At 72.9% G+C, this 23,113-nt stretch carries 17 protein-coding genes; 8 read left to right on the plus strand and 9 right to left on the minus strand.

Annotation, left to right across the window (positions count from 1 at the left end; translation table 11 throughout):
• Positions 1-3: 3 nt before the first annotated feature.
• Positions 4-1,101, minus strand: coding sequence for a non-homologous end joining protein Ku (ku, locus tag A3IG_RS0120475; RefSeq protein WP_026220480.1), 1,098 nt, complete (start codon positions 1,099-1,101; stop codon positions 4-6).
• A gap of 31 nt (positions 1,102-1,132) precedes the next feature.
• Here ku and ligD point away from each other — a divergent pair, with 31 nt between their 5' ends.
• Both ligD and A3IG_RS0120485 read left to right on the plus strand, forming a co-directional pair.
• A complete protein-coding gene (ligD, locus tag A3IG_RS0120480; RefSeq protein ID WP_018385464.1) occupies positions 1,133-2,020 on the plus strand; it encodes a non-homologous end-joining DNA ligase in 888 nt (295 codons plus the stop codon).
• A 157-nt stretch (positions 2,021-2,177) separates the two neighbouring features.
• A complete protein-coding gene (locus A3IG_RS0120485) occupies positions 2,178-3,122 on the plus strand; it encodes a DUF5996 family protein (RefSeq protein ID WP_018385465.1) in 945 nt (314 codons plus the stop codon).
• 30 nt (positions 3,123-3,152) lie between these two features.
• Here the strand turns inward: A3IG_RS0120485 and A3IG_RS0120490 are convergent, their stop codons facing one another.
• Together A3IG_RS0120490 and A3IG_RS0120495 are read right to left on the minus strand one after the other, a co-directional pair.
• On the minus strand, positions 3,153-3,653 hold the full coding sequence (locus tag A3IG_RS0120490; protein WP_018385466.1) for a GNAT family N-acetyltransferase: 501 nt from the start codon (positions 3,651-3,653) through the stop codon (positions 3,153-3,155).
• 59 nt (positions 3,654-3,712) lie between these two features.
• Positions 3,713-4,381, minus strand: a complete 669-nt coding sequence (locus A3IG_RS0120495) for a GNAT family N-acetyltransferase (protein WP_018385467.1) — start codon at positions 4,379-4,381, stop codon at positions 3,713-3,715.
• A gap of 303 nt (positions 4,382-4,684) precedes the next feature.
• Between A3IG_RS0120495 and ppsA the strand changes: the two genes are divergently transcribed.
• Positions 4,685-7,135: a phosphoenolpyruvate synthase gene (ppsA, locus tag A3IG_RS0120500; protein WP_018385468.1), complete on the plus strand. Its 2,451-nt coding sequence runs from the start codon at positions 4,685-4,687 to the stop codon at positions 7,133-7,135.
• Here the strand turns inward: ppsA and A3IG_RS0120505 are convergent.
• Entirely contained in the window at positions 7,086-8,138 is a 1,053-nt protein-coding gene (locus A3IG_RS0120505; protein WP_018385469.1) for a rod shape-determining protein, read from the minus strand. The genes ppsA and A3IG_RS0120505 overlap by 50 nt on opposite strands.
• Positions 8,139-8,655: 517 nt before the next feature.
• Positions 8,656-10,149, minus strand: coding sequence for a hypothetical protein (locus A3IG_RS0120510; RefSeq protein WP_157862259.1), 1,494 nt, complete (start codon positions 10,147-10,149; stop codon positions 8,656-8,658).
• A 286-nt stretch (positions 10,150-10,435) separates the two neighbouring features.
• Between A3IG_RS0120510 and A3IG_RS32050 the strand changes: the two genes are divergently transcribed.
• From A3IG_RS32050 to A3IG_RS35755, 3 genes are all read left to right on the plus strand, one after another.
• Positions 10,436-11,530: an amidohydrolase family protein gene (locus tag A3IG_RS32050; RefSeq protein WP_018385471.1), complete on the plus strand. Its 1,095-nt coding sequence runs from the start codon at positions 10,436-10,438 to the stop codon at positions 11,528-11,530.
• Between the two features lie 172 nt (positions 11,531-11,702).
• On the plus strand, positions 11,703-12,659 hold the full coding sequence (locus tag A3IG_RS0120520) for an LLM class F420-dependent oxidoreductase (RefSeq protein ID WP_018385472.1): 957 nt from the start codon (positions 11,703-11,705) through the stop codon (positions 12,657-12,659).
• A gap of 64 nt (positions 12,660-12,723) precedes the next feature.
• Positions 12,724-14,370: a thiamine pyrophosphate-binding protein gene (locus tag A3IG_RS35755; protein WP_018385473.1), complete on the plus strand. Its 1,647-nt coding sequence runs from the start codon at positions 12,724-12,726 to the stop codon at positions 14,368-14,370.
• Positions 14,371-14,494: 124 nt separating this feature from the next.
• On the opposite strand, the gene A3IG_RS30660 is transcribed toward A3IG_RS35755, so the two are convergent.
• Positions 14,495-14,725 carry a hypothetical protein gene (locus A3IG_RS30660; protein ID WP_018385474.1) on the minus strand — a complete coding sequence of 77 codons (231 nt, stop codon included), beginning with the start codon at positions 14,723-14,725 and terminating at the stop codon, positions 14,495-14,497.
• Positions 14,726-14,895: 170 nt separating this feature from the next.
• On the opposite strand from A3IG_RS30660, the gene A3IG_RS0120535 reads away from it, so the two are divergent.
• Positions 14,896-15,870, plus strand: a complete 975-nt coding sequence (locus A3IG_RS0120535) for an SDR family NAD(P)-dependent oxidoreductase (protein WP_018385475.1) — start codon at positions 14,896-14,898, stop codon at positions 15,868-15,870.
• A gap of 79 nt (positions 15,871-15,949) precedes the next feature.
• Positions 15,950-17,134, plus strand: a complete 1,185-nt coding sequence (locus tag A3IG_RS0120540) for an alcohol dehydrogenase catalytic domain-containing protein (RefSeq protein ID WP_026220481.1) — start codon at positions 15,950-15,952, stop codon at positions 17,132-17,134.
• Between the two features lie 81 nt (positions 17,135-17,215).
• Here the strand turns inward: A3IG_RS0120540 and A3IG_RS0120545 are convergent, their stop codons facing one another.
• From A3IG_RS0120545 to aceE, 3 genes are all read right to left on the minus strand, one after another.
• Positions 17,216-18,694 carry an aminotransferase class I/II-fold pyridoxal phosphate-dependent enzyme gene (locus A3IG_RS0120545; protein ID WP_018385477.1) on the minus strand — a complete coding sequence of 493 codons (1,479 nt, stop codon included), beginning with the start codon at positions 18,692-18,694 and terminating at the stop codon, positions 17,216-17,218.
• A gap of 74 nt (positions 18,695-18,768) precedes the next feature.
• Positions 18,769-20,190: a family 2B encapsulin nanocompartment shell protein gene (locus A3IG_RS0120550; protein ID WP_026220482.1), complete on the minus strand. Its 1,422-nt coding sequence runs from the start codon at positions 20,188-20,190 to the stop codon at positions 18,769-18,771.
• Between the two features lie 112 nt (positions 20,191-20,302).
• Positions 20,303-23,014, minus strand: a complete 2,712-nt coding sequence (gene aceE / locus A3IG_RS0120555) for a pyruvate dehydrogenase (acetyl-transferring), homodimeric type (RefSeq protein ID WP_040911985.1) — start codon at positions 23,012-23,014, stop codon at positions 20,303-20,305.
• Between the last annotated feature and the right edge of the window lie 99 nt (positions 23,015-23,113).

A 23,113-nucleotide genomic window follows, 5' to 3' on the forward strand; every position in this document is an offset into this window, starting at 1 on the left:
CGCTCAGGACGCCCGACGTCGGGGGGCCGGCTTCTTCCCCTTGTCCCCCTCGGCCTTGCCGCTCGCGCTCCTGCCGGAGGTGGTTCCCTTCCCCGCCGTCTTCTTCGCCGCCGTCTTCTTCGCCTGCGTCTTCTTCGCCGCGGCCCTCCCGGCGGTCTTCCGGCCCTCCCCCGCCGACTTCCCGGCGGCCTGGCCCGCCCCCGCGCCCCCTGCGGGCTTCCCGCCCGCGGCCTGCTTCGCCGTCCTGCGCCCGCCGCCCGTTCCGCCCCCGCCCGCCGCCAGCCGCTGCTCCTCCTCGGGCTCCTCCTGCGCCCCGGCGGCCCTGGCACGTCCCCGGGCCGCCTTGACGCTGCCGCGGAGCGCCGCCATCAGGTCGATGACCTCGCCCTCCTCCGGCCGTGCCGCCTCCTCGTGGGGCAGCTCGACCCCGTGCAGCCGGGCCTCGACCACCTGCCGCAGCGCGTCCTGGTACTCGTCGTGCAGCTCCCCGAGGTCGAAACCCTCACTGAGGGTGTCCATCAGCGACCTCGCCATCTTCAGCTCCTGGGGGCGCACCGAGGTGTCCCCCTCGGGGGCGGCGTCCTCGGCGGGGCGGATCTCGTCGGGCCAGAGCATCGTCTGCAGGACCAGGACGTCCTGCCGGGCGCGCAGCACCGCCAGTGACTCCCGGGTGCGCAGCGTCACCTTGGTGACGGCCAGTTGCCCGGCCTCCCGGAGGGCCTCGCGCAGCAGCACGTACGGTTTCGCGCCGGCCCGGTCCGCGCCGACGTAGTAGCTGCTGGAGAGCGCCACCGGGTCGATCTCGGAACTGTCCACGAACGCCAGGACGTCGATCAGCTTCTTGCTGGGCAGCGGCAGGTCGGCCAGGTCCTGGTCGTCGAGGACCACGGTGCGGCCGTCCGGCGACTGGTAGCCGCGGGCGATCTCCTCGTAGGGAACCTCCTTGCCCTCCTTCTCGCAGAACCGGTGCATGCGGATGCGGGAGCCATCCCTGGCGTGCACCTGGTGGAGCGGAACACGATGCTCCTGGGTGGCGGAGAAGAGCTGGACCGGGATGCTGACCAACCCGAAGGAGATTGTTCCTTTCCATATACTCCGCATGCTTTTGTCCCTCCTTGGGGACCTTCAGGTTATGCCGGAGCGGACCGTGACGACAGTGGACGGCCGCCGTCTGGTCCTGTCCAACCTGGACAAGGTGCTGTGGCCGCGGACCGGGACCACCAAGGCGGAGGCCCTGCACTACTACGCCCGGATCGCCCCGGTGATGCTGCCCCACCTGCGACGGCGCCCGGCCTCCTTCCTCCGGTTCCCGGACGGGGTGGACGGGGAGCGCTTCTACATCAAACAGCCCCCGCCCGGCCTGCCGCAGTGGGTGCCGACGGTCCCGGTGCCCAGCGGCGCGGGGGCGCGGCGCCACGTCTCGGTGGACGACCTGCCGTCACTGATGGCGATGGCGAACCTCGCGGCGCTCGAGCTGCACGTGCCGCAGTGGCGGGACAGCACCCCCGAGGTCCACGACCGGCTGGTCATCGACCTCGACCCCGGTCCGGGCATGGACCTGGTGGCCTGCTGCCGGGTGGCGCTGCTGGTCCGTGCGGCGCTGGCCGAGGACGGCCTGGTCTGCTGGGCCAAGACCAGTGGCGCCAAGGGACTGCACCTGTACGCACCGCTCGCCGACGTGCCGGCGGCACGGGTCACCGACTACGCCAGGGCGCTGGCCCGGCGGCTCGAGGCCGGCCACGGCGACCTGGTGGTGCACCGGATGGCCAAGGCCCTGCGTCCAGGCAAGGTCTTCGTGGACTGGAGCCAGAACGCCTCCGCCAAGACCACCGCGGCGCCCTACACCCTGCGGGCCCGCGGCACGCCCGCGGTCTCCGCCCCGGTCACCTGGGAGGAAGTCGCCTCCTGCACCGACCCGGAGCAGCTCGCGTTCGACCCGGACCAGGTCGTCGCCCGGGCCGAGCGGGACGGGGACGTGCTGGGCGGACTCCTTAACCCGGCCCTCGCGGCACGGCTGTGACCCGGTCGCACCCGGACGGGCCGGGTGGCGACGGCCCGTCCCTCCCCCGGATGCGCGGGCCGCACCGCCTCCCTAGGCTCGGGAGGGGGCGCTCGCCGCGGGTGTGCGCACGGCGAGCGAACGAGTCCGCCTCCCAGCACCAGGAGGGAGCCCCCGCGTGGAACTCTTCCCCCCGATCCCGTTGTCCGAGTGGCGGGATTCCAAGGAGACACTGCACCGTTTCGCCCAGGTGATCGGAAAGATCCGGCTGGCGAGCAGCGTGCGGCGCAACCACTGGTGGAACGTGGCCTACCACCTGACCGGCCGGGGCATGACCACCCGCCCGATGGGTCTGGTGGACGGGAACCCGATCTTCACCATCGACTTCGACTTCGTCGACCACCTGCTGATCGCCCGCTCCGTGGACGGCCGCACCGCGTCGTTCCCGCTGATGGGCCAGTCGGTCTCCGGGTTCTACCGGAACACCCTGAACACCCTGGAGGCGATCGGCGTGCGGCCGGTCATCACCCTCCCGCACCCCTTCGACCTGCCCGACCAGGACCGCCCGTTCGAGCAGGACACCGCGCACGCCGCCTACGACCCGTTCTGGGTGAACCGGTACTGGCAGGTGCTCAGCCAGGTCAACCTGCTGCTCGAACAGTTCGCGTCCGGCTTCTCCGGGAAGATCAGCCCGGTGCACCACTTCTGGCACACCTTCGACATCGCGGTGACCCGCTTCTCCGAACAGCGGGTGGACCAGCCGACGTCGGTGGACCCGGTGACCAGGGAGGCGTACTCCAGGGCGGTGATCAGCTCGGGGTTCTGGTTCGGGGACGACAAACTCCCCCGGCCGACGTTCTACTCCTACGCGGCGCCCGAACCCGCCGGCCTCGCCGATCGACCGCTGCACCCGGCGAGCGCCCGCTGGATCCCCCAGGACTCCAGCCACCTGGCGGTCCTCGACTACGACGACGTCCGCCGGGAGAAGGACGCCTGGAACCAGGTCCTGGACTTCTTCGAGTCGGTCTACGCCGCCGCGGCGGACCTCGCCGGCTGGGACCCCGCCCACCTGGCGTGTCCCGGGGGGATCACCGACCCGCAGACCACCCGGGCCGCCGGGTAGCGCCGGCGGGCTCCGCACTGGTCACGGGACTCAGACCAGCTCCTTGTGCATGACGACGCAGGGCCGGCCGTGCTGGATGTCGAGCCGGCGGTCGACCTCCCTCCAGCCCAGGGAGTTCCAGAAGGTCCAGGCCGTCGGATTGTTCTCCAGGACGGCCAGGCGGACCCCGTCCCCGCCCTGGTCACGGAACCGTTCCTCAACGAGGGCCACGAGCTGCCTGCCGACGCCCCGACGGCGCAGCTCACCGTGGACCATCAGCAGCCCGATCCAGGGGTAGCCGTCCCCGGGGTGCCGGTGGAGCAGGGAGAGCAGGCCGACCGCGCGGTCCTCGGCGTCGCGGGCGAGCAGCACCGCACAGCCCTCCGTGCCGACCTCCGCCCGCAGGTCGGCCTCGACCCGGGCGACCGGGATGTCCGAGGGATCGTACTCGCCCGCCGCGCGCAGGTACTCCGGGTTGCTCGCGTACAGGGCGACGACCTCGGCGACCTCGTCGGGGGTGGGGCGGAGCGCGGAGAGGCGAAGGGCGGACATGCCCGGCAGGGTAACCGGGCACGCGTGCGCGCACCGCGGCCGGGCTCCGCGCCGTCGGCTCAGGCGGGTGTTGAGGTCCTGGGACGGGGCAGGAACAGCGCCTCCGCGCCGACCGGCCGGAACCCCGCCGCCTGGAAGGCGCGGACGCTGCGCGCGTTGCCCGCCGCCTGCTGGGACCACACCGGTTCCCCGGCCGGGACCAGGTGGCGCGCCGCGGTCGCCAGGGCCCGGCCGAGGCCGCGGTGGCGCGCCGTCTCCTCCACCTCGACCGCGGCTTCCCAGCGCCCGGCCACGCCCCGGCCCAGCACCAGCAGCCCGCCTTCGGCGGCCCAGACCGCCACCTCGTCGCGGCGCTGCCGGGCCCGCACCACCCGGGGGTGCTCCCGGTCCACGATCCGACGCAGCCCGATCGGCGGGTCCCCCGGCAGCGCGGTGGCCACCGTCAGCAGGTCGATGGTGTCGGTGGTCCGTCCGGTCCTTTCGAGCAACGCGGTGAGGAACCTGGTGTTCATCGTGGCGGCGAGTTCGTCGCAGTCCAGGGCGGCCAGGGTCGCCCGCACCCAGGCCGGGTCCTCGTCGGTGAACACCACCGAGTGAGCCGTGAAGGCGATCACCCCGGCGTCGCGCCGGTTGGGCTGCGGGACCACGGTCACCGCCCCGTCAGCCGGCGGGAACCGCCCCGTGGCCGCGGCGTCGAGCAGCCCCGCCAGAGTCCGTTCCGTGTCCATGACGCCACCCCCGTACCTCAACTGCGATCATGCTCGCACGCCGCCGCGGAACGGCCGCCGCCGGGTCCTGCGGGCCCTGACGGCCGGGGAACGAGGGCCGGCCGGTGTGCCCGGACGGCCCCGGCCGGCGTCAACGAAGCATGCGGGGCGCACCACCGGGTACCTCACAGGGGCACACGAGCCGACGGCCGCCCGCCGGGAGCGCGGGACCGGCCGGAGACGCCCGCCCGCCCCGAGAACGGCACGGCCCTTCCGGAGGCGTCCCCCGGGCCGGCGGTGGCCGCCGGAGGTAAGGAAGACACCATGGCTGAGCAGCACTCCGGTCACGATCTGGTCAGAGCGTTCGAGGACGTCTCGGCGCGGGACACGGCCGTGGTCGGCGGCAAGAACGCCTCCCTCGGGGAGATGATCCGGCACCTCGCCTCGCAGGGCGTCCCGGTCCCGGGCGGATTCGCCACCACCGCGCGCGCCTACCGGGAGTTCCTGGAGGAGAGCGGCCTGCGCGACCGGGTCAGCGAGCAGATCGACGCCCTCCACCGGGGCGCCGAACTGGCCGAGGTGGGCGCGGAGATCCGACGGGCGTTCCGGGAGGCCGAACTCCCACGACGGCTCGCCGACGCCATCGGGGACGCCTACCGGGAACTCGGCGCCACCCTGCGCCGGGAGGACCCGGACGTGGCGGTGCGCTCCAGTGCCACCGCGGAGGACCTGCCCGAAGCGAGCTTCGCCGGCCAGCAGGAGACCTTCCTCGGCATCAGCGGTGAGGCCGCGCTGCTGGACGCCTGCAAGCGCTGCTACGCGTCGCTGTTCACCGACCGGGCGATCAGCTACCGGGAACACCAGGGCGTCGACCACCTCCAGGTGGCGCTCTCCGTCGGCGTGCAGCGGATGGTCCGCTCCGACAAGGCCGGGGCCGGGGTGGCGTTCACCCTGGACACCGACAGCGGCTTCCCGCGCGTGGTCCTGGTCAACGCCTCCTGGGGGCTGGGCGAGTCCGTCGTCTCGGGCACCGTCGACCCGGACGAGTACCAGGTGTTCAAACCCCTGCTCGACCGGACGGACCTCACTCCGGTGATCTCCAAGACGGCCGGCAGCAAGGAAACCAAGGTCGTGTACTCCAGGTCCGGGGACGGCCCCACCGCGACCGTGGGGACCACCCCCCACGAACAGGCCGCGTACGTCCTGGACGACCAGGAGATCCTGCAACTGGCCAGGTGGGCCGTGGCCATCGAGGAGCACTACGGCCGGCCGATGGACATCGAGTGGGCCAAGGACGGGTTCACCGGGGACCTGCACGTCGTCCAGGCGCGGCCGGAGACCGTGCAGGCCCGCAAGGAGGCCGGCACCCTGCGCTCCTACGAGCTGAAGGAACACGGCACACGACTGGTCGGCGGCCTCGCGGTCGGCGACGCCATCGCCGCAGGGAAGGTCTGCAACCTGCGCAGCGCCGACGAGATCGGCCGCTTCCAGGACGGCGCCGTGCTCGTCACCGGCGCCACCGACCCGGACTGGGAACCGATCATGAAACGGGCGGCGGCCATCGTCACCGACCACGGCGGTCGCACCTCACACGCCGCCATCGTCAGCCGCGAGCTCGGGGTGGCGGCGGTCGTCGGCACCGGGAACGCCACGGCCGCCCTGACCGACGGGCAGGAGGTCACCGTCTGCTGCGCCGAGGGGGAGGAAGGGGTCGTGTACGGGGGCGTCCTCGACTTCGACGAGCGCGAGATCGATCTCTCCGAGGTCCCGTCCACGGCCACCGGGGTCATGCTGAACATCGCCAATCCCTCGGCCGCCTTCCGGTGGTGGCGGCTTCCCGCGGACGGCGTCGGCCTGGCCCGGATGGAGTTCATCGTCAACAACCACATCAAGATCCACCCGATGGCCCTGGTCCACTTCGACGACCTGCGCGACGCCGCCGCCCGGGACCTGATCGCCGAGCTGACCCACGGCTACGACGACAAGGCGGAGTTCTTCGTCGAGCGGCTGGCCCACGGGATGGCCCGCATCGCCGCGGCCTGGTGGCCGAAGCCGGTCATCGTCCGGATGAGCGACTTCAAGACCAACGAGTACGCCAAGCTGATCGGTGGGCAGGAGTTCGAACCCCCGGAGGAGAACCCCATGCTCGGCTGGCGGGGTGCCAGCCGCTACTACAGCGAGGGCTACCGGGCCGGTTTCGGCCTCGAGTGCCGCGCCGTCCACCGGGTCAGGAACACCATGGGTCTGACCAACACGGTGGTGATGATCCCGTTCTGCCGCACCCTGGGGGAAGCGGACCGGGTCCTGGCGACCATGGCCGAGCACGGCCTGGTCCGGGGGCGCGACGGGCTGGAGACCTTCGTGATGGCGGAGATCCCCTCCAACATCATCCTCGCCGACCAGTTCGCCGACCGCTTCGACGGCTTCTCCATCGGGAGCAACGACCTCACCCAGCTCACCATCGGCGTCGACCGGGACTCCGAACAGTTGTCGGAGTTGTTCGACGAGCGCGACCCGTCGGTGATCCGCAGCATCGGGACGCTCATCGCCGAAGCGCACGGCAAGGGCCGCAAGGTCGGCCTGTGCGGCCAGCGCCCGAGCGACGACCCGGACTTCGCCCGCCTCCTGGTGGGCGCCGGCATCGACACCGTCTCGGTCACCCCGGACAGCTTCCTTCGGGTGAAGGAGAACGTCGCCGCGGCCGAACGGGGAGCGGGGCGGTCGGTCAGTGGGCCCGGAGGCGGTCCGGGGCGTCGTCCAGCGGCAGGTGGCTGAGGCACATCCCGGAACCGAGGGCGACGCAGAGCAGGGGCTGCGCGGCGATCAGCACGGGCATGCCCGTCTCCTGGCTGATCCGACGGTCCAGGTGACGCAGCAGGGCGCCACCGCCGGTGAGGACGATGCCGCGCTCCATGAGGTCGCCGGCGAGTTCCGGGGGGCACCGGTCCAGCGCCTTCTTCACCGTCTGGACGATGGCACCGACCAGGTCCTCGATGGCGAGCTGGATCTCCTTGACACCGACCACCACCGTCCGGGGCAGACCACTGGCCTGGTCACGCCCGCGCACCGGCAGGGTGGCCGCGAGTTCCTCGGCGTCCTCGGGAGCCACCGGGCCGTCGACGTGGACCGATCCGATGCCGAGCTTGATCGCCTCGGCGGTGCGTTCACCGACCAGCAGGCCGTGTTCCCGGCGCACCGCCTGGGCGATGGCCTCGTCGAGCTTGTCGCCGGCGATCCGCACCGACTCGGCGACGACGATGCCCCCGAGTGAGATCACGGCCGCGTCGGTGGTTCCCCCGCCGATGTCCACCACCATGCTGCCCGCGGCCTCGTGCACCGGCAGGTCGGCGCCGATGGCGGCGGCCAGGGGTTCCTCGATCAGGTGCACCGAGCGCGCCCCGGCCTCCCGGGTGGCCTCGATGATGGCCCTGCGCTCCACGCCGGTGGCGCCCATCGGCACGCACACCACCACTCTGGGGCGGAAGAACCGGCTGGGGCGGGCCTTGCGCACGAAGTACCGCATCATGCGTTCGGCCACCTCGTAGTCCGCGATCACGCCGTCCCGCAGGGGCCGTGAGGCGATGATGTGGCCCGGGGTGCGACCGACCATCCGCTTGGCCTCCGCGCCCACCGCGAGCACACCTCCGGTGTCGTGGTGCACGGCCACCACCGAGGGCTCGTTGAGCACGATGCCCCGGCCGTTGACGTGCACCACGGTGTTCGCGGTGCCGAGGTCCATTCCGATGTCGCGGCCACTGGCCACGGTGTTGGGTGCCATGGAGCTGGGAAGCCTTCCGCACGGGACTGAGGTGGGACTCTTCGTCTGTTGACGGCCATTGTGCACAAACCAGGGCGATGCCCTTGACCACCCATCCGCCTCATCATTCAACTCCCGTGCTACTCAAGGGAGTTGTGCCTCACCCCTGGCTCTGGTCTCCTTGGGGCGGATGTGACGGGCGACCAGGAGGCGGGGGACGAACATGCATAATCCCCTCAGGCCCGGCACACGGCCCGGCCCACCGACCCACCCGGCGCCGAACCGGCCCCGGGTGGTGGGACGCCGCTGCCCGGGCGCGCGCGCAGCGGTCCACACCCTCGGGTTGACGCGCGTAGCTCGACGGCGGGGCAGGTGCCGCGGGGCCACCCCCGCCCTCCACGCGGAGGGGCCCCGCCCGCGCCGCGCCGCACCCCGACAGCGGTCGGACGACCGCGGCGGCGCGTGGCCGGCTCCCACCCCGGACCCGAACGGTCGCTGTCGGCGGGCCACGTGGTGGCCCGCCGACAGCGCCTCGGGGTCAGTTCCCCCGGGTCCAGAGCACCGCCTGCGGCCGAGCGGTGGTCAACACCTGCTCGCCGGTCCACTCGGCGAACGACGGCTGCGGGAGGTAGTCCTCACCGAGGAAGAAGGCCCGGCTGACCCGGGTGACGCTGAGCGCAGCCCCGGTCTCCACGATCGGCGAGCGCAGCGCGACGATCTCGGTGACGTCGTCCGGGCCGGTGCCGGCCGGCAGCTCCACGGTGGTCGCCGCCGCGCCGTCCCGGTTGAGGGAGCCGAGCGGCACGCCGTGGTGCGAGGTGTACAGCCGGTCGTCGCCGCGCAGCCGCACCCCGACCGCGAGTCCCACCGCGCCGGTCTGGTCGGCCGGCGACGCCGTGTGGGTCACCGCGACGTACAGGTAGGTGCGCAGGTCACCCACCTCACCCGTGTCCGGGTTCGACGGTGTCTCCAGCCTGCCCTCCCGCAGCATCTCCTGGGCCATCACCGAGTAGGTCCAGGGGTTGGTGTCCATCAGGTGCTCGCGGGGCTCCCCCCCGGGCAGCGACTGTGTCGGGGACAGCGAGAAGCGCATCGGGTTGCTGATCGTGTCGCACAGGTTGTTGTTGGAGGTGCAGGTCTCGAGCCGGGGGCGGTCACCCTCGAAGACGCCCTTGTAGTGCAGCGTCTGGTGGTTGGGCGCCTGGTACACCGCCGTGCCGGGCACCCGGTCGCCCCGCCCGTCAACCTCGACCTGGTAGGCCCACTCGATGTCGGTGGTCCTGCCCCAGCGGGCCATGAGCCCCGGGGTGTTGGTGCCGCCGTCCTCGTTGCTCCAGATCACCGTGTACTTCAGGACCCGGTGGCCGGGGGTGGCCGCGGGGAGCACCTCGTGGTAGGCGAGCAGCGGCGTGTCGGTGGTGCTGTTCTGGAACGGCCCGCCGAGTTCGGACAGCCCCCGCCCGTAGACCACGGGGGCGTGCCGCTGCACCAGGGCCTCGGTGCTGCCGGGCGACGGCGTCCGCAGCCGTACGTCCGAGACCCGGGCCTCGGTGGCGCCCAGCGGGGAACGGTCGTCCGCGAACCGCAGCCGCACCAGGTGCGGGCCGGCGCCGAGCCGGCCCACGGTGAACTCACGGGCGACCGGGCGGTCCGTGGGGATCACCAGGTCAGTGACGTAACGCCCGTCCACCGACACGGTGACCACCGCGGACTCGGCGCCCGGGCGCTGCCAGGAGACCCCGGGCGCCGACGCGGTCACCGACAACACCGCCGGCCCGTCGTGCCGGGCGAACACGGGGAGCACGCGGCCGGGGCCGTCCCTGCGGACCGTGACGGTCGGTCCGAGGCCACCGGGCCGCTCCGCGGCGGCACCGTCCGCGGGGGTGCCGGGTGAGCCGGGGGACGCCGTGGCGGCCGTGGCGGGAACGGCGACCAGCGCGGGGACGGCCAGGGTCACCGCCGCGACCGTGCCGAGCCACCTGGGCCTGCCGGCTCCCGGTGTCGTGCGGTGGGCACTGGGCTTTGGGGTCATCGGGTGTCTCCCTGTCAGTTCGTCGGACTGCGACGGGTGGCGGTGGGACGGCGAGTGGAGCGCCGCCTGACGCGTCTTCCGTGGTAGCTGAGCAGGATGTGATGAACGACCGGTGAGCGCAAGGATGTTGACGACGAACGCTCGAGCGGCTTTCCCATGACCACGGGCCCTGTGGACCTGGTATGTGCCCCAGATGGCAAACCTAGGCTTCATTGCTGTGACGGGCCGGTCTCGGCGTGTCACCGGGCCCGGCCGAGGCTGCGACGACCGAGACGGCGGTGAGGTCATGACCACCATGTGGACCGCGGGCGCGGCGGTCGCCCAGGACCGGGTCGTGAGCCCGGGAACGGTGATCGTGGACGACGACGGGGTGATCGAGGCGGTGGTCCCCCGACGGGTCACCGGCGCCCACGACCTCGGCAGTCGATCGCTGCTGGTGCCCGGGGCCGTGGACCTGCACGGGGATGCAGCGGAACGATTCGCCGAGCCGAGGCCGGGCGCCCGCATGCCCCTCACCGTCGCCGTGCGGGCCCTGGACCAGCGTCTCGCGGCAGCCGGTGTGACCACCGCGTGCACGGCGCTCAGCCTCACCAGCGAGAAGGACGGGCTGCACGACCGGGCCAGCGTCGAGGCGCTCGGCCACGAGCTGCGCGGACTCGCCGACCCACGGGTGGACCACCGGCTGCACCTGCGGGTGCTCGCCGCGGGTGACGAGAACGTCGTCGCGGCCGAACACTTACTCCGCCGCGGCGGGGTGGCCGTGCTCTCGGTGCTGGCCGGTTCGCCGCTCGGGTGGCCCACCGCCACCGACTCCTGTGGGTGCGCGGACCGCGCGGAACCGGCACCGGTGACCACCGCGGACCACGACGGGGAGGCGACGCCCGACACCTCGCACGAGGAGCGGCTGGAACGCCTCGCCGCCGCGGCCCGGCGTGCCCACGTGCCCCTGGCCTGGCACCACCCGGAGTCGCCGGAGACCATCGCCAGGGCGGCGGCGCTCGGCACCACGATCGCCCAGTTCCCAGCCACCGTGCACACCGCCCGCGCGGCGGGCCCCGCGGGGATGGTGGTCGCCATGGGCGCGCCCAGCCTGCTGCTGCGGCGGGTCACCCGGGGGGCGCTCAGTGCCCGGCAGGCACTGGCCGCGTCCACCCTCGACGTTCTGGTCAGCGACTACTACCCGGAGGCGCTGTGGCCCGCGGTGCTGGACACCGCGCTGCCGCTGCCGGAGGCGGTGGACCTGATCACTGATGCCCCGGCCCGGGCGCTCCGGCTCACCGACCGGGGTGCGCTCGCGCCCGGCAGGCGCGGCGACCTGGTGGCGCTCCGGCCGGACGGCACGGTCCGCCGCACGGTGGTGGGCGGCCGGGTGGTGCACTGAGGGCGGCCCGCCGGCCGGCCAGGGCCACCGCCGGTTCCGCCTCGCTCCGGGCTCCGGCACCACGGGCCACCCGTGCGGCCCACCCGGGCGGCCAGGTTTCCGGCACGCCCCGGCCGGTTACCCGACCCCCATACGGGGCTGTCATGCCCAGCGTCACGACGTCAGGACCCCTATGACCTCGTTCGGCTACTTCCTTTCCAGTGAGACATCCACTCCGCGGGACCTGCTGGAGCAGGCCAGGATGGCCGAGCAGGCAGGATTCGAGGCACTGTGGATCTCCGACCACTACCACCCGTGGACCAGGACCCAGGGCGAGAGCCCGTTCGTCTGGTCGGTGATCGGTGGGCTCTCCCAGGTCACCTCGCTCCCCGTGGAGACCGCGGTGACCTGTCCCACGGTGCGCACCCACCCTGCGGTGGTGGCACAGGCCGCGGCCACCTGCGGCGTGATGCTCGAAGGATCGTTCCGCCTCGGCATCGGCAGCGGCGAGGCCCTGAACGAGCACGTGGTGGGCGGGCCCTGGCCACCGGCGTCGATGCGCCTGGAGATGGTCGAGGAGGCCGTGACGGTGATCCGTCGCCTCTTCTCCGGCGAGGAGGTCACCCACCACGGCAAGCACTACACCGTGGAGAACGCGCAGCTCCACACGCTTCCCGAGGAGCCGGTGCCGATCGACATCTCCGGCCTGGGCTCCAGCGCCGTCGCGCTGGCCGGACGGATCGGGGACGGTCTGATCACCATGGCACCGGACGCGGACCTGGTCGCCCGGTACCGGAAGAGCGGCGGCAAGGGAAAGCCGGTACACGGCGGCACCAAGGTCTGCTGGGGCACCGACCGGGACGAGGCGGTGCGCACCGCGCACCGGATCTGGCCCAACGACCACCTCCCGGGCGAGCTCCCCCAGGTGCTGCCCACGCCGCAACACATCGAGCAGGCGTGCACCATGGTCACCGAGGAGACCGTGGCCGAGTCGGTGGTCTGCGGGGACGACGTGGACGAACACCTCGCCTGGCTCCAGTCGTTCACCGACGCCGGGTTCGACACCGTCTACATCAACCAGATCGGTCCGGACCACCGCGGCTTCTTCGACTTCTACCGCACCAAGATCCTCCCCCAGCTCACCCTCTGAGGCGGCGCCCGGCCACGGCCAGCCCTCCCCCGGCCCGGGGCCGACCGCACCAGGAACCCGCCGCATGAACGCCAAGGTTTCCGACCACGTGCTGCGCCGCCTGCGCGCATGGGACATCGACCACGTGTTCGCCCATCCGGGAGAGGGCCTCAAGGGGTTCGCCGCCGCCTGGGTACGCGCCGGAAACCGCCCCCACCTGGTGCGGGCCGGGACCGGGGCCACAGCCGTGCTCGAGGCCGTCGGCCATGCCCGGTTCTCCGGGAAGACGGGGGTGTGCGCGGCGAGTCGCGCACCCGGCCCGGTCCACCCGCTGGACGGCCTGTACGACGCGGCACTCGCCCGGGTGCCGGTCGTCGTGCTGCTCGGGCGGGCCCGCGGCGACACGCCGGACGGCGCCGGTGACCGCGCCTCGGACCTGCTGGCGCTCCCGGAAGGCGTCGCCCCGGTGCGCTGCCGGACGGTGACCGCTCCGGAGCGGGTGCCCGACGTCATCGACGAGGCGGTGCGCACCGCCCGCGAGCACCGTGGCCCCACCGCGGTGCTGGTGGACGCGGAGATGCAGGAACGCGACGCGGCCCCCGGCTGGCCGGAGCCCCCCGGGTGTCCGTGGAGCCAACGGCCCCGGGGGACACCGGCAGCCGCCGCGGGACAGGACCTGGAGAACGCCGCTGAGGTGCTCAACTCGGGGCGGCGGGTGGCGATCCTCGTCGGACCGGACGCCCGGGGTGCCGCCGAGGAGGTGCGCCGGACCGCCGAGACGCTGGGGGCGGGCGTAGCCAAGACCCTGCTCGGCAAGGACGCGCTCTCCGACGTCCTCCCCTGGGTCACCGGCACCGCCGGCCCGGCGGGGACCCGGCCGAGCCGGGAGCTGCTCCGGGACTGCGACACGCTGCTCACCATCGGCGCCACCGCCCCCGAGGACCGGTTCCCCGCCGGGTGCGGCCCGGGGCGTGAGGTACGGATCTGCCGTGCCCCAGGTCCCCCCGGGGCACGGCACCCGCACGGCGTGGACCTGACCGGGGACGTCCGCGTGACCCTGGCCGCCCTGCTGCCGCTGCTGCGCCGCACGGACGACCGGCTCTGGCAGCACGCGGTGGAGCGGAACGCGGAGCGGTGGCGGACAGCCCTGGAACGCCGCGCCACGGCCCCCGCACACCCGCTCGACCCGGAACACCCGGTGCACGCCCTGGACCCGCTGCTCCCCGCGGACGCGGTGGTCTGTGCCGACTCCGGCCCGGCCGCCACCTGGTACGCCCACCACCTCCGGGTCCGCGGCGCCCTGCGGGGCTGCGTCGTCGTAACCCGGTCAGTCGCGGGCTCGGTGGTGCCCTGCGCCATCGGCGCGAAGTTCGCGGAGCCTGACCGCCCTGCCATCGCCCTGGTCAGCGACGTCACCGGGCACCCGGACGGCCTCACCGAGCTGGTCACCGCGGCGCGGTGCTACCGGGAGTGGTTCGACCCCCGGCTAGTCGTCGCGGTCTGGAACGGCCACGGCACCGACCCGGCCGGCGGCGGGGGGCACACTCGGCGTGGCACGCCGGGGTCCGGGCGGGCACGCTGGCTCCCCGGGGCGTCGTACGCGGAGTTCGCCCGGTCCCTCGGGCTCTACGGCACCCGGGTGGAGGAGCCCGGCGACGTGCGGAGGGCGTGGCTGGGCGCCCTGCGTGCGGACCGTCCGACGGTGGTGGAGTTCCTCCGAGAACGCCGCTGACTCCCCTGGTCCCGGGACGCCGGCTGCCCGGGGACGGCGCCGGTCGTACCGGCGTGGAGCGCGGACGTGTCCCCGCCCCGGGCCGCGCGGCCCGGGGCAGGGGCACGGGCACGTCCGGGGGTGGTCAGTCGATGGGCTCGTCGGCGTCCGTGTCGCCCTGGGCCAGCCGGGAGTCGCGCCCGGCGCCCCGTCCGCGGCGCGTCCGCTCGTCGTCGTCGCCGGGCGGCTCGGGGAGCCCGGGATCGGGGTCCCACGGGTCAGCGCGGCCGATGGTGCCACCGGCCTGCTGGTCCGGTAGGTCTCGGGGCACCGCCCCGGCGTGCGATGCCGGTTCTTCCGAACGCCGGTCGGTCATGTGACGTCCCTCCAGGGTCGGTCTCCAGATCGGTGGGCCCTGGGGTACCCCCCGCTCCGCCGGGGCATGCCACCCACCGCATGGACGCACCCGTCCTGGGCACCCGGAGGGTCCGGCCCGCCCGGTCCACCGACCAGCCCGGCGGGTGAAGACGCTGAAGGAGGTGCGGGATGCGGGAGCTGAACGGGCTCTCCGCCCTGGTCACCGGAGGTTCCCGGGGACTCGGTCTGCTGCTGGCCCGGGAGTTGGCGGGCCGCGGCTGCCGGGTCACCATCGCGGCCCGCGACCCCCACGAGCTGGCGGAGGCCGCCGAGCTGCTGCGTTCCGACGGCGCCGAGGTGCGCACCGCCGTGTGCGACGTCAGGGACCAGAACCAGGTGCGGGGCCTGGTCACCGGCACGGCGCGGGAACAGGGCGGACTGGACATCGTGATCGGCAACGCCGGGATCATCCAGGTGGGCCCGGTCGGCGTCCTCGGCGCGCGGGAGTTCCACGACGCCCTGGACTCGATCTTCCTGGGCGCCCTGTACACCTCGTTGGAGTCGTTGCCGTACCTGCGCGAGAGTCCCGCCGGGGGTCGTCTGGCGCTCATCGGCTCCATCGGCGGGCTGCTGGCGGTGCCGCACCTGTTGCCGTACTCCTGTGCCAAGGCCGCCGTGGGCACCCTCGCCGAGGGGCTGCACGAGGAACAGGCGAGGTACGGGGTCAGCGTCACCGCGGTGCACCCGGGGCTGATGCGGACCGGGTCCCACCTGCACGCACGGTTCACGGGCAACGCCGAACGCGAGTTCGCTTGGTTCTCCACCCTGGCCGGGTTGCCCCTGCTGTCGATGAACGCCGAACGAGCCGCCGGCCGCATCGTCACCGCCGTCGCCCGGCGCCGGCCCCGCGTGGTGCTGACCCCGCTGGCCAGGACCGGCGCCCGGCTGCACGGGGTGGCCCCGGTGCTCACCACCCGGATGAACCGGCTGTTCGCCCGGATGCTGCCGCGGGCCGACGAGGGCCCGAGCCGTCCCCTCGAGGGGTCCCGAGCCGCGCCGCGGGACCGCACCGCGGCCACCAGGGCGCGCCGGCTCGCCACCGTCCTCAACGAGCGCGCGGCCGACCGGCTGAACCAGCGCGGCCCGAGCACCGGCACCCGATAGGCGCGGAACCACCCACCCGCGCGAAGCACGTCCGAGCCGAGCCCGGCCCCTCACCGGACGCCCGGCGGGAGGAGCGAAGATGAGAGCGTTGACCTGGCAGGGACGACGGGACGTCCGGGTGGACACGGTGCCCGACCCGGGGCTGAAGGACCCCACGGACATCGTCGTGCGGGTCACCTCCACCGGCGTCTGCGGCTCCGACCTGCACCTGTACGAGATCCTCGGGCCGTTCCTCGAACCGGGGGACATCCTCGGTCACGAGCCGATCGGGATCGTGGAGGAGGTCGGCGACGAGGTGACGGAGGTGCAGCCCGGCGATCGGGTGGTCATCCCGTTCAACGTCTCCTGCGGCACGTGCTTCATGTGCGGCCAGGGACTGCACTCCCAGTGCGAGACCACCCAGACGCGTGAGCGCGGCACCGGCGGCGCCCTGTTCGGCTACACCCGGCTCTACGGTCAGGTCCCCGGGGGTCAGGCGGAGCTGATGCGGGTACCGTTCGGCAACACCCTTCCGATCAAGGTCCCCCAGGGGCCGTCGGACGAGCGCTTCCTGTACCTGTCCGACGTGCTGCCCACCGCCTGGCAGGCGGTGGAGTACGCGGCCGTACCACCCGGGGGCACGGTGGTGGTGCTGGGGCTGGGCCCGATCGGGGACATGTGCGCCCGGGTCGCGGCGCACCGCGGCGCCGGCCGGGTCATCGGCGTGGACCTGGTCAGCGACCGGCTCAGCCGGGCCAGGGCACGCGGCGTGGAGACGGTGGACCTGCGGGAGTACCCACGGTCCCTGACCGCGAAGATCCGTGACATGACCGACGGGAGGGGGCCGGACTCGGTGATCGACGCGGTGGGCATGGAGGCCCATGGCGCGCCCGCGGCCCGGCTGGCCCAACAGCTCACCGGGCTGCTGCCGGACATGGTCGCCGGCAGGCTGATGGAACGCGTCGGCGTGGACCGGTTGCAGGCGCTCTACTCGGCCATCGACCTGGTCCGCCGCGGCGGCACGGTGTCACTGGCCGGCGTGTACGGGGGGATGGCGGACCCGCTGCCGATGCTGACCATGTTCGACAAGCAGATCCAACTGCGGATGGGGCAGGCCAACGTCCACCGTTGGGTGCCCGACCTGCTGCCGCTGCTCGGTGACGACGACCCGCTGGGCGTGGAGGGGTTCGCCACCCATGTGATGTCCCTGGAGGACGGTCCGCGCGCCTACCAGATGTTCCAGGCCAAGGAGGACGGCGCGGTCAAGATCCTGCTCCGGCCGTGACCCCGTGACCCCTGCCCGCGGCCCCCGGGAGCGCGGCGGTCAACGGTCATCGGTCAGTGTGCCGTCGGCGGGGCGGGGCCGTCAGGTGCGGTGGTGCTCCTCCACCATCACCCGCACGGTCCGCAGCCCGGCGCTGGCCGCGTCGGGGACGTTCATGCCGGCCGCGACGCCGGTGCGCAGGTACTCAAGCACCGGCTCGGTGAGCCGTTCGCCGGGCAGGGCCACCGGAATGCCGGGTGGGTACGGGGTGAGCATCTCCGCCGCGACCCGGCCCACCGCCCGGGAGACCGGGACGTCCTCGACGTCCCCGAAGAACGCGTCCCGGGGCAGGTGGACCTGCTCCACGCGCAGTTCCTCGGGCGTCGGGACGGCCACCGTGGGCGTCGGCCCCAGCTCGTCCGCGTGCGCCACCAGATCGGCCAACGCGGTCACCAACGCGTCGGCGGTCTCCTCGTCGTCGGCGTGGGTGAGCTGGGCGCTGATCCGGCGGTGGTCACTCAGGTGGAGGTCCACGTGGTGCCGTTCGCGCAGCCAGTCACCGGCCCGGTAGCCGGCGATGCCGAGCGCGGTGATGTCGATGACCGTCGGCAGCGGGTCCAGGTCGGCGGCACGGCCGGGGCCCACGTACTCCGGTCGGCCGTCCACGTGCAGCCCGTCGATCCCCTTGACGACCTCGTGCACCCGCCCGGCCAACCCCAGCGCGCCGCCCAGCAGTTCCTCGCCGTGCAGCGCCATCTGCCGCCGCCAGCCGTCCAGGCCCGCGTAGATCAGCACCGAGGGGCTGGTGGTGCCCAGCAGGTCGGCCCGGGACATTAGGACGGCGGGCTCGAGCAGGTCGCCCTGGAGGTGGAACACCGAGCCCTGTTCCAGACCGCTGCCCATCTTGTGGATGCTGGTCACGCAGACGTCGGCGCCCGCGTCCATCGCCCACACGGGCAGGTCGGGGTGGAACGGCAGGTGGGCGCCCCACGCCTCGTCCACGATCAGCGGTCGGGAACGGCGGTGGCACACCTCGGCGATGCCGGCGAGGTCGGCGCAGCACCCGTACGGCGTGGGGCTCGTCACCAGGGCTCCCCGGGCGTCGGGGTGCTCCTGCCACCGCGCCTCGTAGGAGGCCGCCGACGGCGGATGTGCCAGATGGCGCTCGGGGTCCCACTGGGGCTCCACCCAGATCGGCACCACCCCCGAGAGGATCAGGCCGGACACCACCGACTTGTGGGCGTCACGGCCCACCAACAGCTTCTGGTGCGGTCCGGCCGCGGACAGCATGGCGGCCTTGACCGACAGGGAACTGCCGCAGGTCGAGAAGAAGGTGTGCTCCGCGTGGACGGCGTCGGCCATCAACTCCTCGGCCCGCCGCAGCAGCCCCTGCCCGGAGAGCCGGTCGTCGAGGCCCGCGGTGGCCAGCACGTCGCTGTGGAACACCGCGTCACCCAGAACCCGGCGCACCGAGGGGTCGGCGCCTCGCGCCTGTTTGTGGCCGGGCGGGGTGAAACCCAGCTCGTGACGTCGGTGGTATCGGTCGAGTGCTTCCAGAATCGGCGCCGATGTGTGATCCATGCCTGGACGCCTTCCCCGAAGGGGTGCACAAATGCCTTCGACCCACCACGAGCCCGGTCCCCGCCCGGCCCCCGTCACGTCGCGCTGGAGATCTCCACGTTCTCCAGAATTCCCAGGGCATCGGGAACCAGAATGGCGGCCGAGTAATAGGCGGACACCAGATAGGAGATGATGGCCTTCTCGTTGATACCCATGAAGCGCACGGAAAGACCGGGCTCGTATTCGTCGGGAAGTCCGGTCTGGTGCAGTCCGATGACGCCCTGGTCGTCCTCGCCGGTACGCAGGACAAGAATGGAGCTCGTCTGCTCCTTGGTGACCGGGATCTTGTTGCACGGCAGGATCGGAATACCGCGCCAGGCGGGAACGGTGGTGTCGTGCAGCGCCACGCTGTCCGGGTAGAGGCCCCGCTTGTTGCACTCCCGGCCGAACGCCGCGATGGTGCGCGGGTGCGCGAGGAAGACGCGGGAGCTGCGCCGCCGGCTGAGCAGCTCGTCGAGGTCGTCGGGGGTGGGCGGGCCGGAGCGGGGCTGGACGCGCTGGGAGTAGTCGCAGTTGTGGAGCAGCCCGAACTCGCGGTTGTTGATCAGCTCGTGCTCCTGGCGCTCCCGCAGCGCCTCGATGGTCAGGCGGAGCTGCTGCTCGAGCTGGTTCATCGGCTCGTTGTAGAGGTCGGCGACCCGGCTGTGGACGCGCAGGATGGTCTGCGCCACGCTGAGCTCGTACTCCCGGGGTGACGGCTCGTAGTCGACGAAGGTGCCGGCGAGCTGCACCTCTCCCTCGTGTCCCGAGGTGAGGGCGATGTCCGCCTCACCTCGGCGGTTGGTCGGCTGCCGCGCTCCGGCCCGGTAGTCCTCGATGTGCGCCCGCAACTGCGGGGACCCGCCCGCCACCTCCTCGAACGACTGCCGGTCGAGCCGGAGCAGGCTCCCCGCCGTCTCCGCGCGGACGGTGAACGGCCAGCTCTGACCGGGGTCAGTGATCACCTGGGCCCCGAAGTGGGCGCCGTCGGCGAGGACGTCCAGGACGGTATCGTCACCGTACTTGCCCTCGCCGAGCTGCTGCGTCCGGCCGTGGACGATCAGGTAGACCTGGTCCGCCGGCTGCCCGGCCTGCGCGATCACCTCTCCGGCCCGGAAGTCCTGCTGCACGAAGCGGTCCGCGAGGGCGGTGAGCACCGCGGTGTCCTCGAAGTCCCGTAACACCGCGATCTCACGGAGCTCGTCCGGGATCACCCGGACCTCGGCGCCGGTCTGCACGAAGGTGATCCGGCCGTCGCCGAGGGTGTAGCTGAGCCGACGGTTCACCCGGTAGGCACCGCCCCTCGCCTCCACCCAGGGAAGCACGCGCAACAGCCAGCGGGAGGTGATTCCCTGCATTTGCGGCACGGACTTGGTGGTCGTCGCCAGATTTCGCGCAGCGGCCGTACCGAGACTGAGCTGCGGTTGGCCGCTTTCCCCTCCATTGACGGGGGGATTCGAAAGAGCATCGACCGACATGGAGAATTCCCTCCTCGATGGTTACGCGTGCGCGTCCCATCGTGCCGGTCCGGTCCCCCGCGAACCATTCCCCGATCGAGTGACGCGGGGGACTGCGCTGACTCTGGACTTCTTATGTCGTTTTCGGCCTGATATCCAGTCCGTAGCGCCGGGCCGCGTCGCGGACGCTTTCCGGCTTGGCCTGGCCGCGCCGGGCGAGGGTGGCCAGGGCCGCGAGCGTGATGGACTCGGCGTCCACCCGGAAGTGCCGGCGCGCGGCGGTGCGGGTGTCGGAGAGCCCGAAGCCGTCGGTGCCCAACGACGTCCAGTCCTGCTCCACCCAGGGCCTGATCTGGTCCGGCACCGCCCGCATCCAGTCGCTGACCGCGACCACGGGGCCGGGGGCGCCGTGCAGGGCACGGGTCACGTACGGCACCCGTTCGCTGCCCTCCCGGCCCTCCGCGGCGTCCGCGAGGTTCTCCGCGTCGCAGGCGAGCGCGTCCCGGCGGAGCTCGGTCCAGGAGGTGGCCGACCACACGTCCGCGGACACGTCCCACTCCTCGGCCAGCAGCCGTTGCGCGGCCAGGGCCCAGTGCATCGCGGTGCCCGAGGCCAGCAGTTGCAGCCTGGGCGCCCGGTCCGAGGTGCCCACGGGCGCGGGCGCGTACCGGTAGAGCCCGCGCACGATGCCCTCGCTCACCCCGTCCGCCTCCGGCATGGGGGGCTGCGCCTTCGGCTCGTTGTAGACGGTGAGGTAGTAGAAGACGTCCTCGCCCTCGGGCCCGAACATGCGGCGCAGCCCGTCGCGGACGATCACCCCGAGCTCGAAGGCGAAGGCGGGGTCGTAGGACACGCAGGCCGGGTTGGTCGAGGCGGTGAGCTGGGAGTGCCCGTCGGCGTGCTGGAGGCCCTCACCGGTCATGGTGGTGCGGCCGGCGGTGGCCCCGATCAGGAATCCCCGACCCAGTTGGTCGGCGAGCGCCCACATCTGGTCGGCGGTGCGCTGCCAGCCGAACATCGAGTAGAAGATGTAGAACGGGATCACCGGCTCGCCGTGGGTGGCGTACGCGGTGGCCGCGGCGGTGAGGGAGGCCATGGAGCCGGCCTCGGTGATCCCCTCGTTGAGGATCTGACCGTCGGCGGCTTCCTTGTAGTACAGGAGCTGGTCCCGGTCCACCGGGTCGTAGGTCTGTCCCAGCGGGGAGTAGATGCCGGCGCTGGGGAAGAGCGACTCCATGCCGAAGGTCCGCGCCTCGTCCGGAACGATCGGCACCCAGCGGCGACCTGTCTGCTTGTCCCGCATCAGGTCCTTGACGAGTCGGACGAACGCCATGGTGGTGGCGATCTCCTGGTTGCCCGAGCCCTTGGCGAGGGTGGCGAACGGCCGGTCGTCCGGCTGGGGCAGCGCCACCTGGGAGGTGCGGCGGGCCGGTACCGGACCGTCGAGGGCGCGGCGGCGTTCGGTGAGGTACCGCACCTCCTCGGAGTCCGGTCCCGGATGGGCGTACGGCGGCAACTCGTCGGCGAGTGCGGAGTCGGGGATGGGCAGCCCGAGCAGGTCCCGCATGGCGCGGAACTCACGACCGGTGAGCTTCTTCATCTGGTGGTTGGCGTTGCGCGACTCGAACCCCGGGCCCAGCGTCCAGCCCTTGACGGTCTGCACGAGCACCACCGTGGGGGCGCCGCGGTGTTCCACCGCCGCCCGGTAGGCCGCGTGGACCTTCCGCGGCTCGTGTCCCGCCCGTGAGGTGCCCACGATGCGGTGCAGGTCGGCGTCGCTCAGCCCCTCGGCGAGGGCGCGCAGGCGCTGGTCGGTGCCGAGGAGGTGTTCGCGGATGTAGCCGCCGTCACGGGCGGCGTAGGTCTGGAACTGACCGTCGGGCACCTCGGCCAGCCGGGCGGCGAGGAGGCCCTCGCTGTCCCGGGCGAGCAGCTGGTCCCACTCCCGGCCCCACAGCGCCTTGACGACGTTCCAGCCCGCGGCCCGGAACTGCCGCTCCAGCTCGGTGACGATCCGGCCGTTGCCCCGGACCGGACCGTCCAGCCGCTGGAGGTTGCAGTTGATGACGAAGGTGAGGTTGTCGAGGCGCTCCCGGGAGGCGAGGGCGAGCGCGGCGGTGGCCTCGGGCTCGTCCATCTCGCCGTCGCCGAGGAAGGCCCACACCCGGCAGGCGGAGGTGTCCTTGATGCCGCGGGCGTGCAGGTACCGGTTGAACCTGGCCTGGTAGATGGCCGCCAGCGGGCCCAGGCCCATGGAGACGGTGGGGAACTCCCAGAACCAGGGCAGGCGCCGCGGGTGCGGGTAGGAGGGCAGTCCCTCGCCGCCGGCCTCCTGGCGGAAGTTGTCGAGCTGGGCCTGGGTCAGCCGGCCCTCGAGGAAGGCGCGGGCGTAGATGCCGGGTGAGGCGTGGCCCTGGAGGTAGAGCTGGTCCCCGGAGCCGTCCCGGTCCTTGCCGCGGAAGAAGTGCTGGAACCCCACCTCGTACAGCCACGCCGCGGAGGCGTAGGTGGCCATGTGGCCGCCGAGGCCGGCGCGCTGGTTGCCCCGGGTGACCATCACGGCGGCGTTCCAGCGGTTCCACGCGGTGATCCGCGCCTCGATCGCCTCGTCGCCGGGGAAGTCCGGCTCGGCCTCGGTGGGCACGGTGTTGACGTAGTCGGTCCCGACCAGCCCGGGCAGGCCGATCCCGGTCCGCTCGGCGTGCTCCACGGTTCGCCGGACCAGGTAGGCCGCGCGGCGCGGCCCCCGGACCTGGGCTACCGCGTCAAGGGACTCGCGCCATTCGTCGGTCTCCTCGGGGTCTGGGTCCGGCAGTTGGTCCAACTGGGATGCGGGACGGGACACGGGATCCCCTTTCACTTCGTCGTTCTGTCCCCGGGGCCGCGGAGATGGGCGGCCCCGGGGCGGATCAGCGAGCCGGGTGCGGGCCCGGCCTGCGGGTGG

The sequence above is a fragment of the Wenjunlia vitaminophila DSM 41686 genome (assembly GCF_000380165.1).
In the GTDB taxonomy this organism is placed as follows: Bacteria; Actinomycetota; Actinomycetes; order Streptomycetales; family Streptomycetaceae; genus Wenjunlia; species Wenjunlia vitaminophila.

Bases quoted from the DNA above. Each gene is read 5' to 3' on its own strand.
- ligD (WP_018385464.1), top strand. From the start codon at position 1,133: ATGCCGGAGCGGACCGTGACGACAGTGGACGGCCGCCGTCTGGTCCTG.
- A3IG_RS0120535 (WP_018385475.1), top strand. From the start codon at position 14,896: ATGCGGGAGCTGAACGGGCTCTCCGCCCTGGTCACCGGAGGTTCCCGG.
- ku (WP_026220480.1), bottom strand. From the start codon at position 1,101: ATGCGGAGTATATGGAAAGGAACAATCTCCTTCGGGTTGGTCAGCATC.
- A3IG_RS0120550 (WP_026220482.1), bottom strand. From the start codon at position 20,190: ATGTCGGTCGATGCTCTTTCGAATCCCCCCGTCAATGGAGGGGAAAGC.
- A3IG_RS32050 (WP_018385471.1), top strand. From the start codon at position 10,436: ATGACCACCATGTGGACCGCGGGCGCGGCGGTCGCCCAGGACCGGGTC.
- A3IG_RS0120495 (WP_018385467.1), bottom strand. From the start codon at position 4,381: ATGGACACGGAACGGACTCTGGCGGGGCTGCTCGACGCCGCGGCCACG.
- A3IG_RS30660 (WP_018385474.1), bottom strand. From the start codon at position 14,725: ATGACCGACCGGCGTTCGGAAGAACCGGCATCGCACGCCGGGGCGGTG.
- A3IG_RS0120540 (WP_026220481.1), top strand. From the start codon at position 15,950: ATGAGAGCGTTGACCTGGCAGGGACGACGGGACGTCCGGGTGGACACG.
- A3IG_RS0120510 (WP_157862259.1), bottom strand. From the start codon at position 10,149: ATGACCCCAAAGCCCAGTGCCCACCGCACGACACCGGGAGCCGGCAGG.
- A3IG_RS0120490 (WP_018385466.1), bottom strand. From the start codon at position 3,653: ATGTCCGCCCTTCGCCTCTCCGCGCTCCGCCCCACCCCCGACGAGGTC.
- A3IG_RS0120505 (WP_018385469.1), bottom strand. From the start codon at position 8,138: ATGGCACCCAACACCGTGGCCAGTGGCCGCGACATCGGAATGGACCTC.
- A3IG_RS35755 (WP_018385473.1), top strand. From the start codon at position 12,724: ATGAACGCCAAGGTTTCCGACCACGTGCTGCGCCGCCTGCGCGCATGG.
- A3IG_RS0120545 (WP_018385477.1), bottom strand. From the start codon at position 18,694: ATGGATCACACATCGGCGCCGATTCTGGAAGCACTCGACCGATACCAC.
- ppsA (WP_018385468.1), top strand. From the start codon at position 4,685: ATGGCTGAGCAGCACTCCGGTCACGATCTGGTCAGAGCGTTCGAGGAC.
- A3IG_RS0120520 (WP_018385472.1), top strand. From the start codon at position 11,703: ATGACCTCGTTCGGCTACTTCCTTTCCAGTGAGACATCCACTCCGCGG.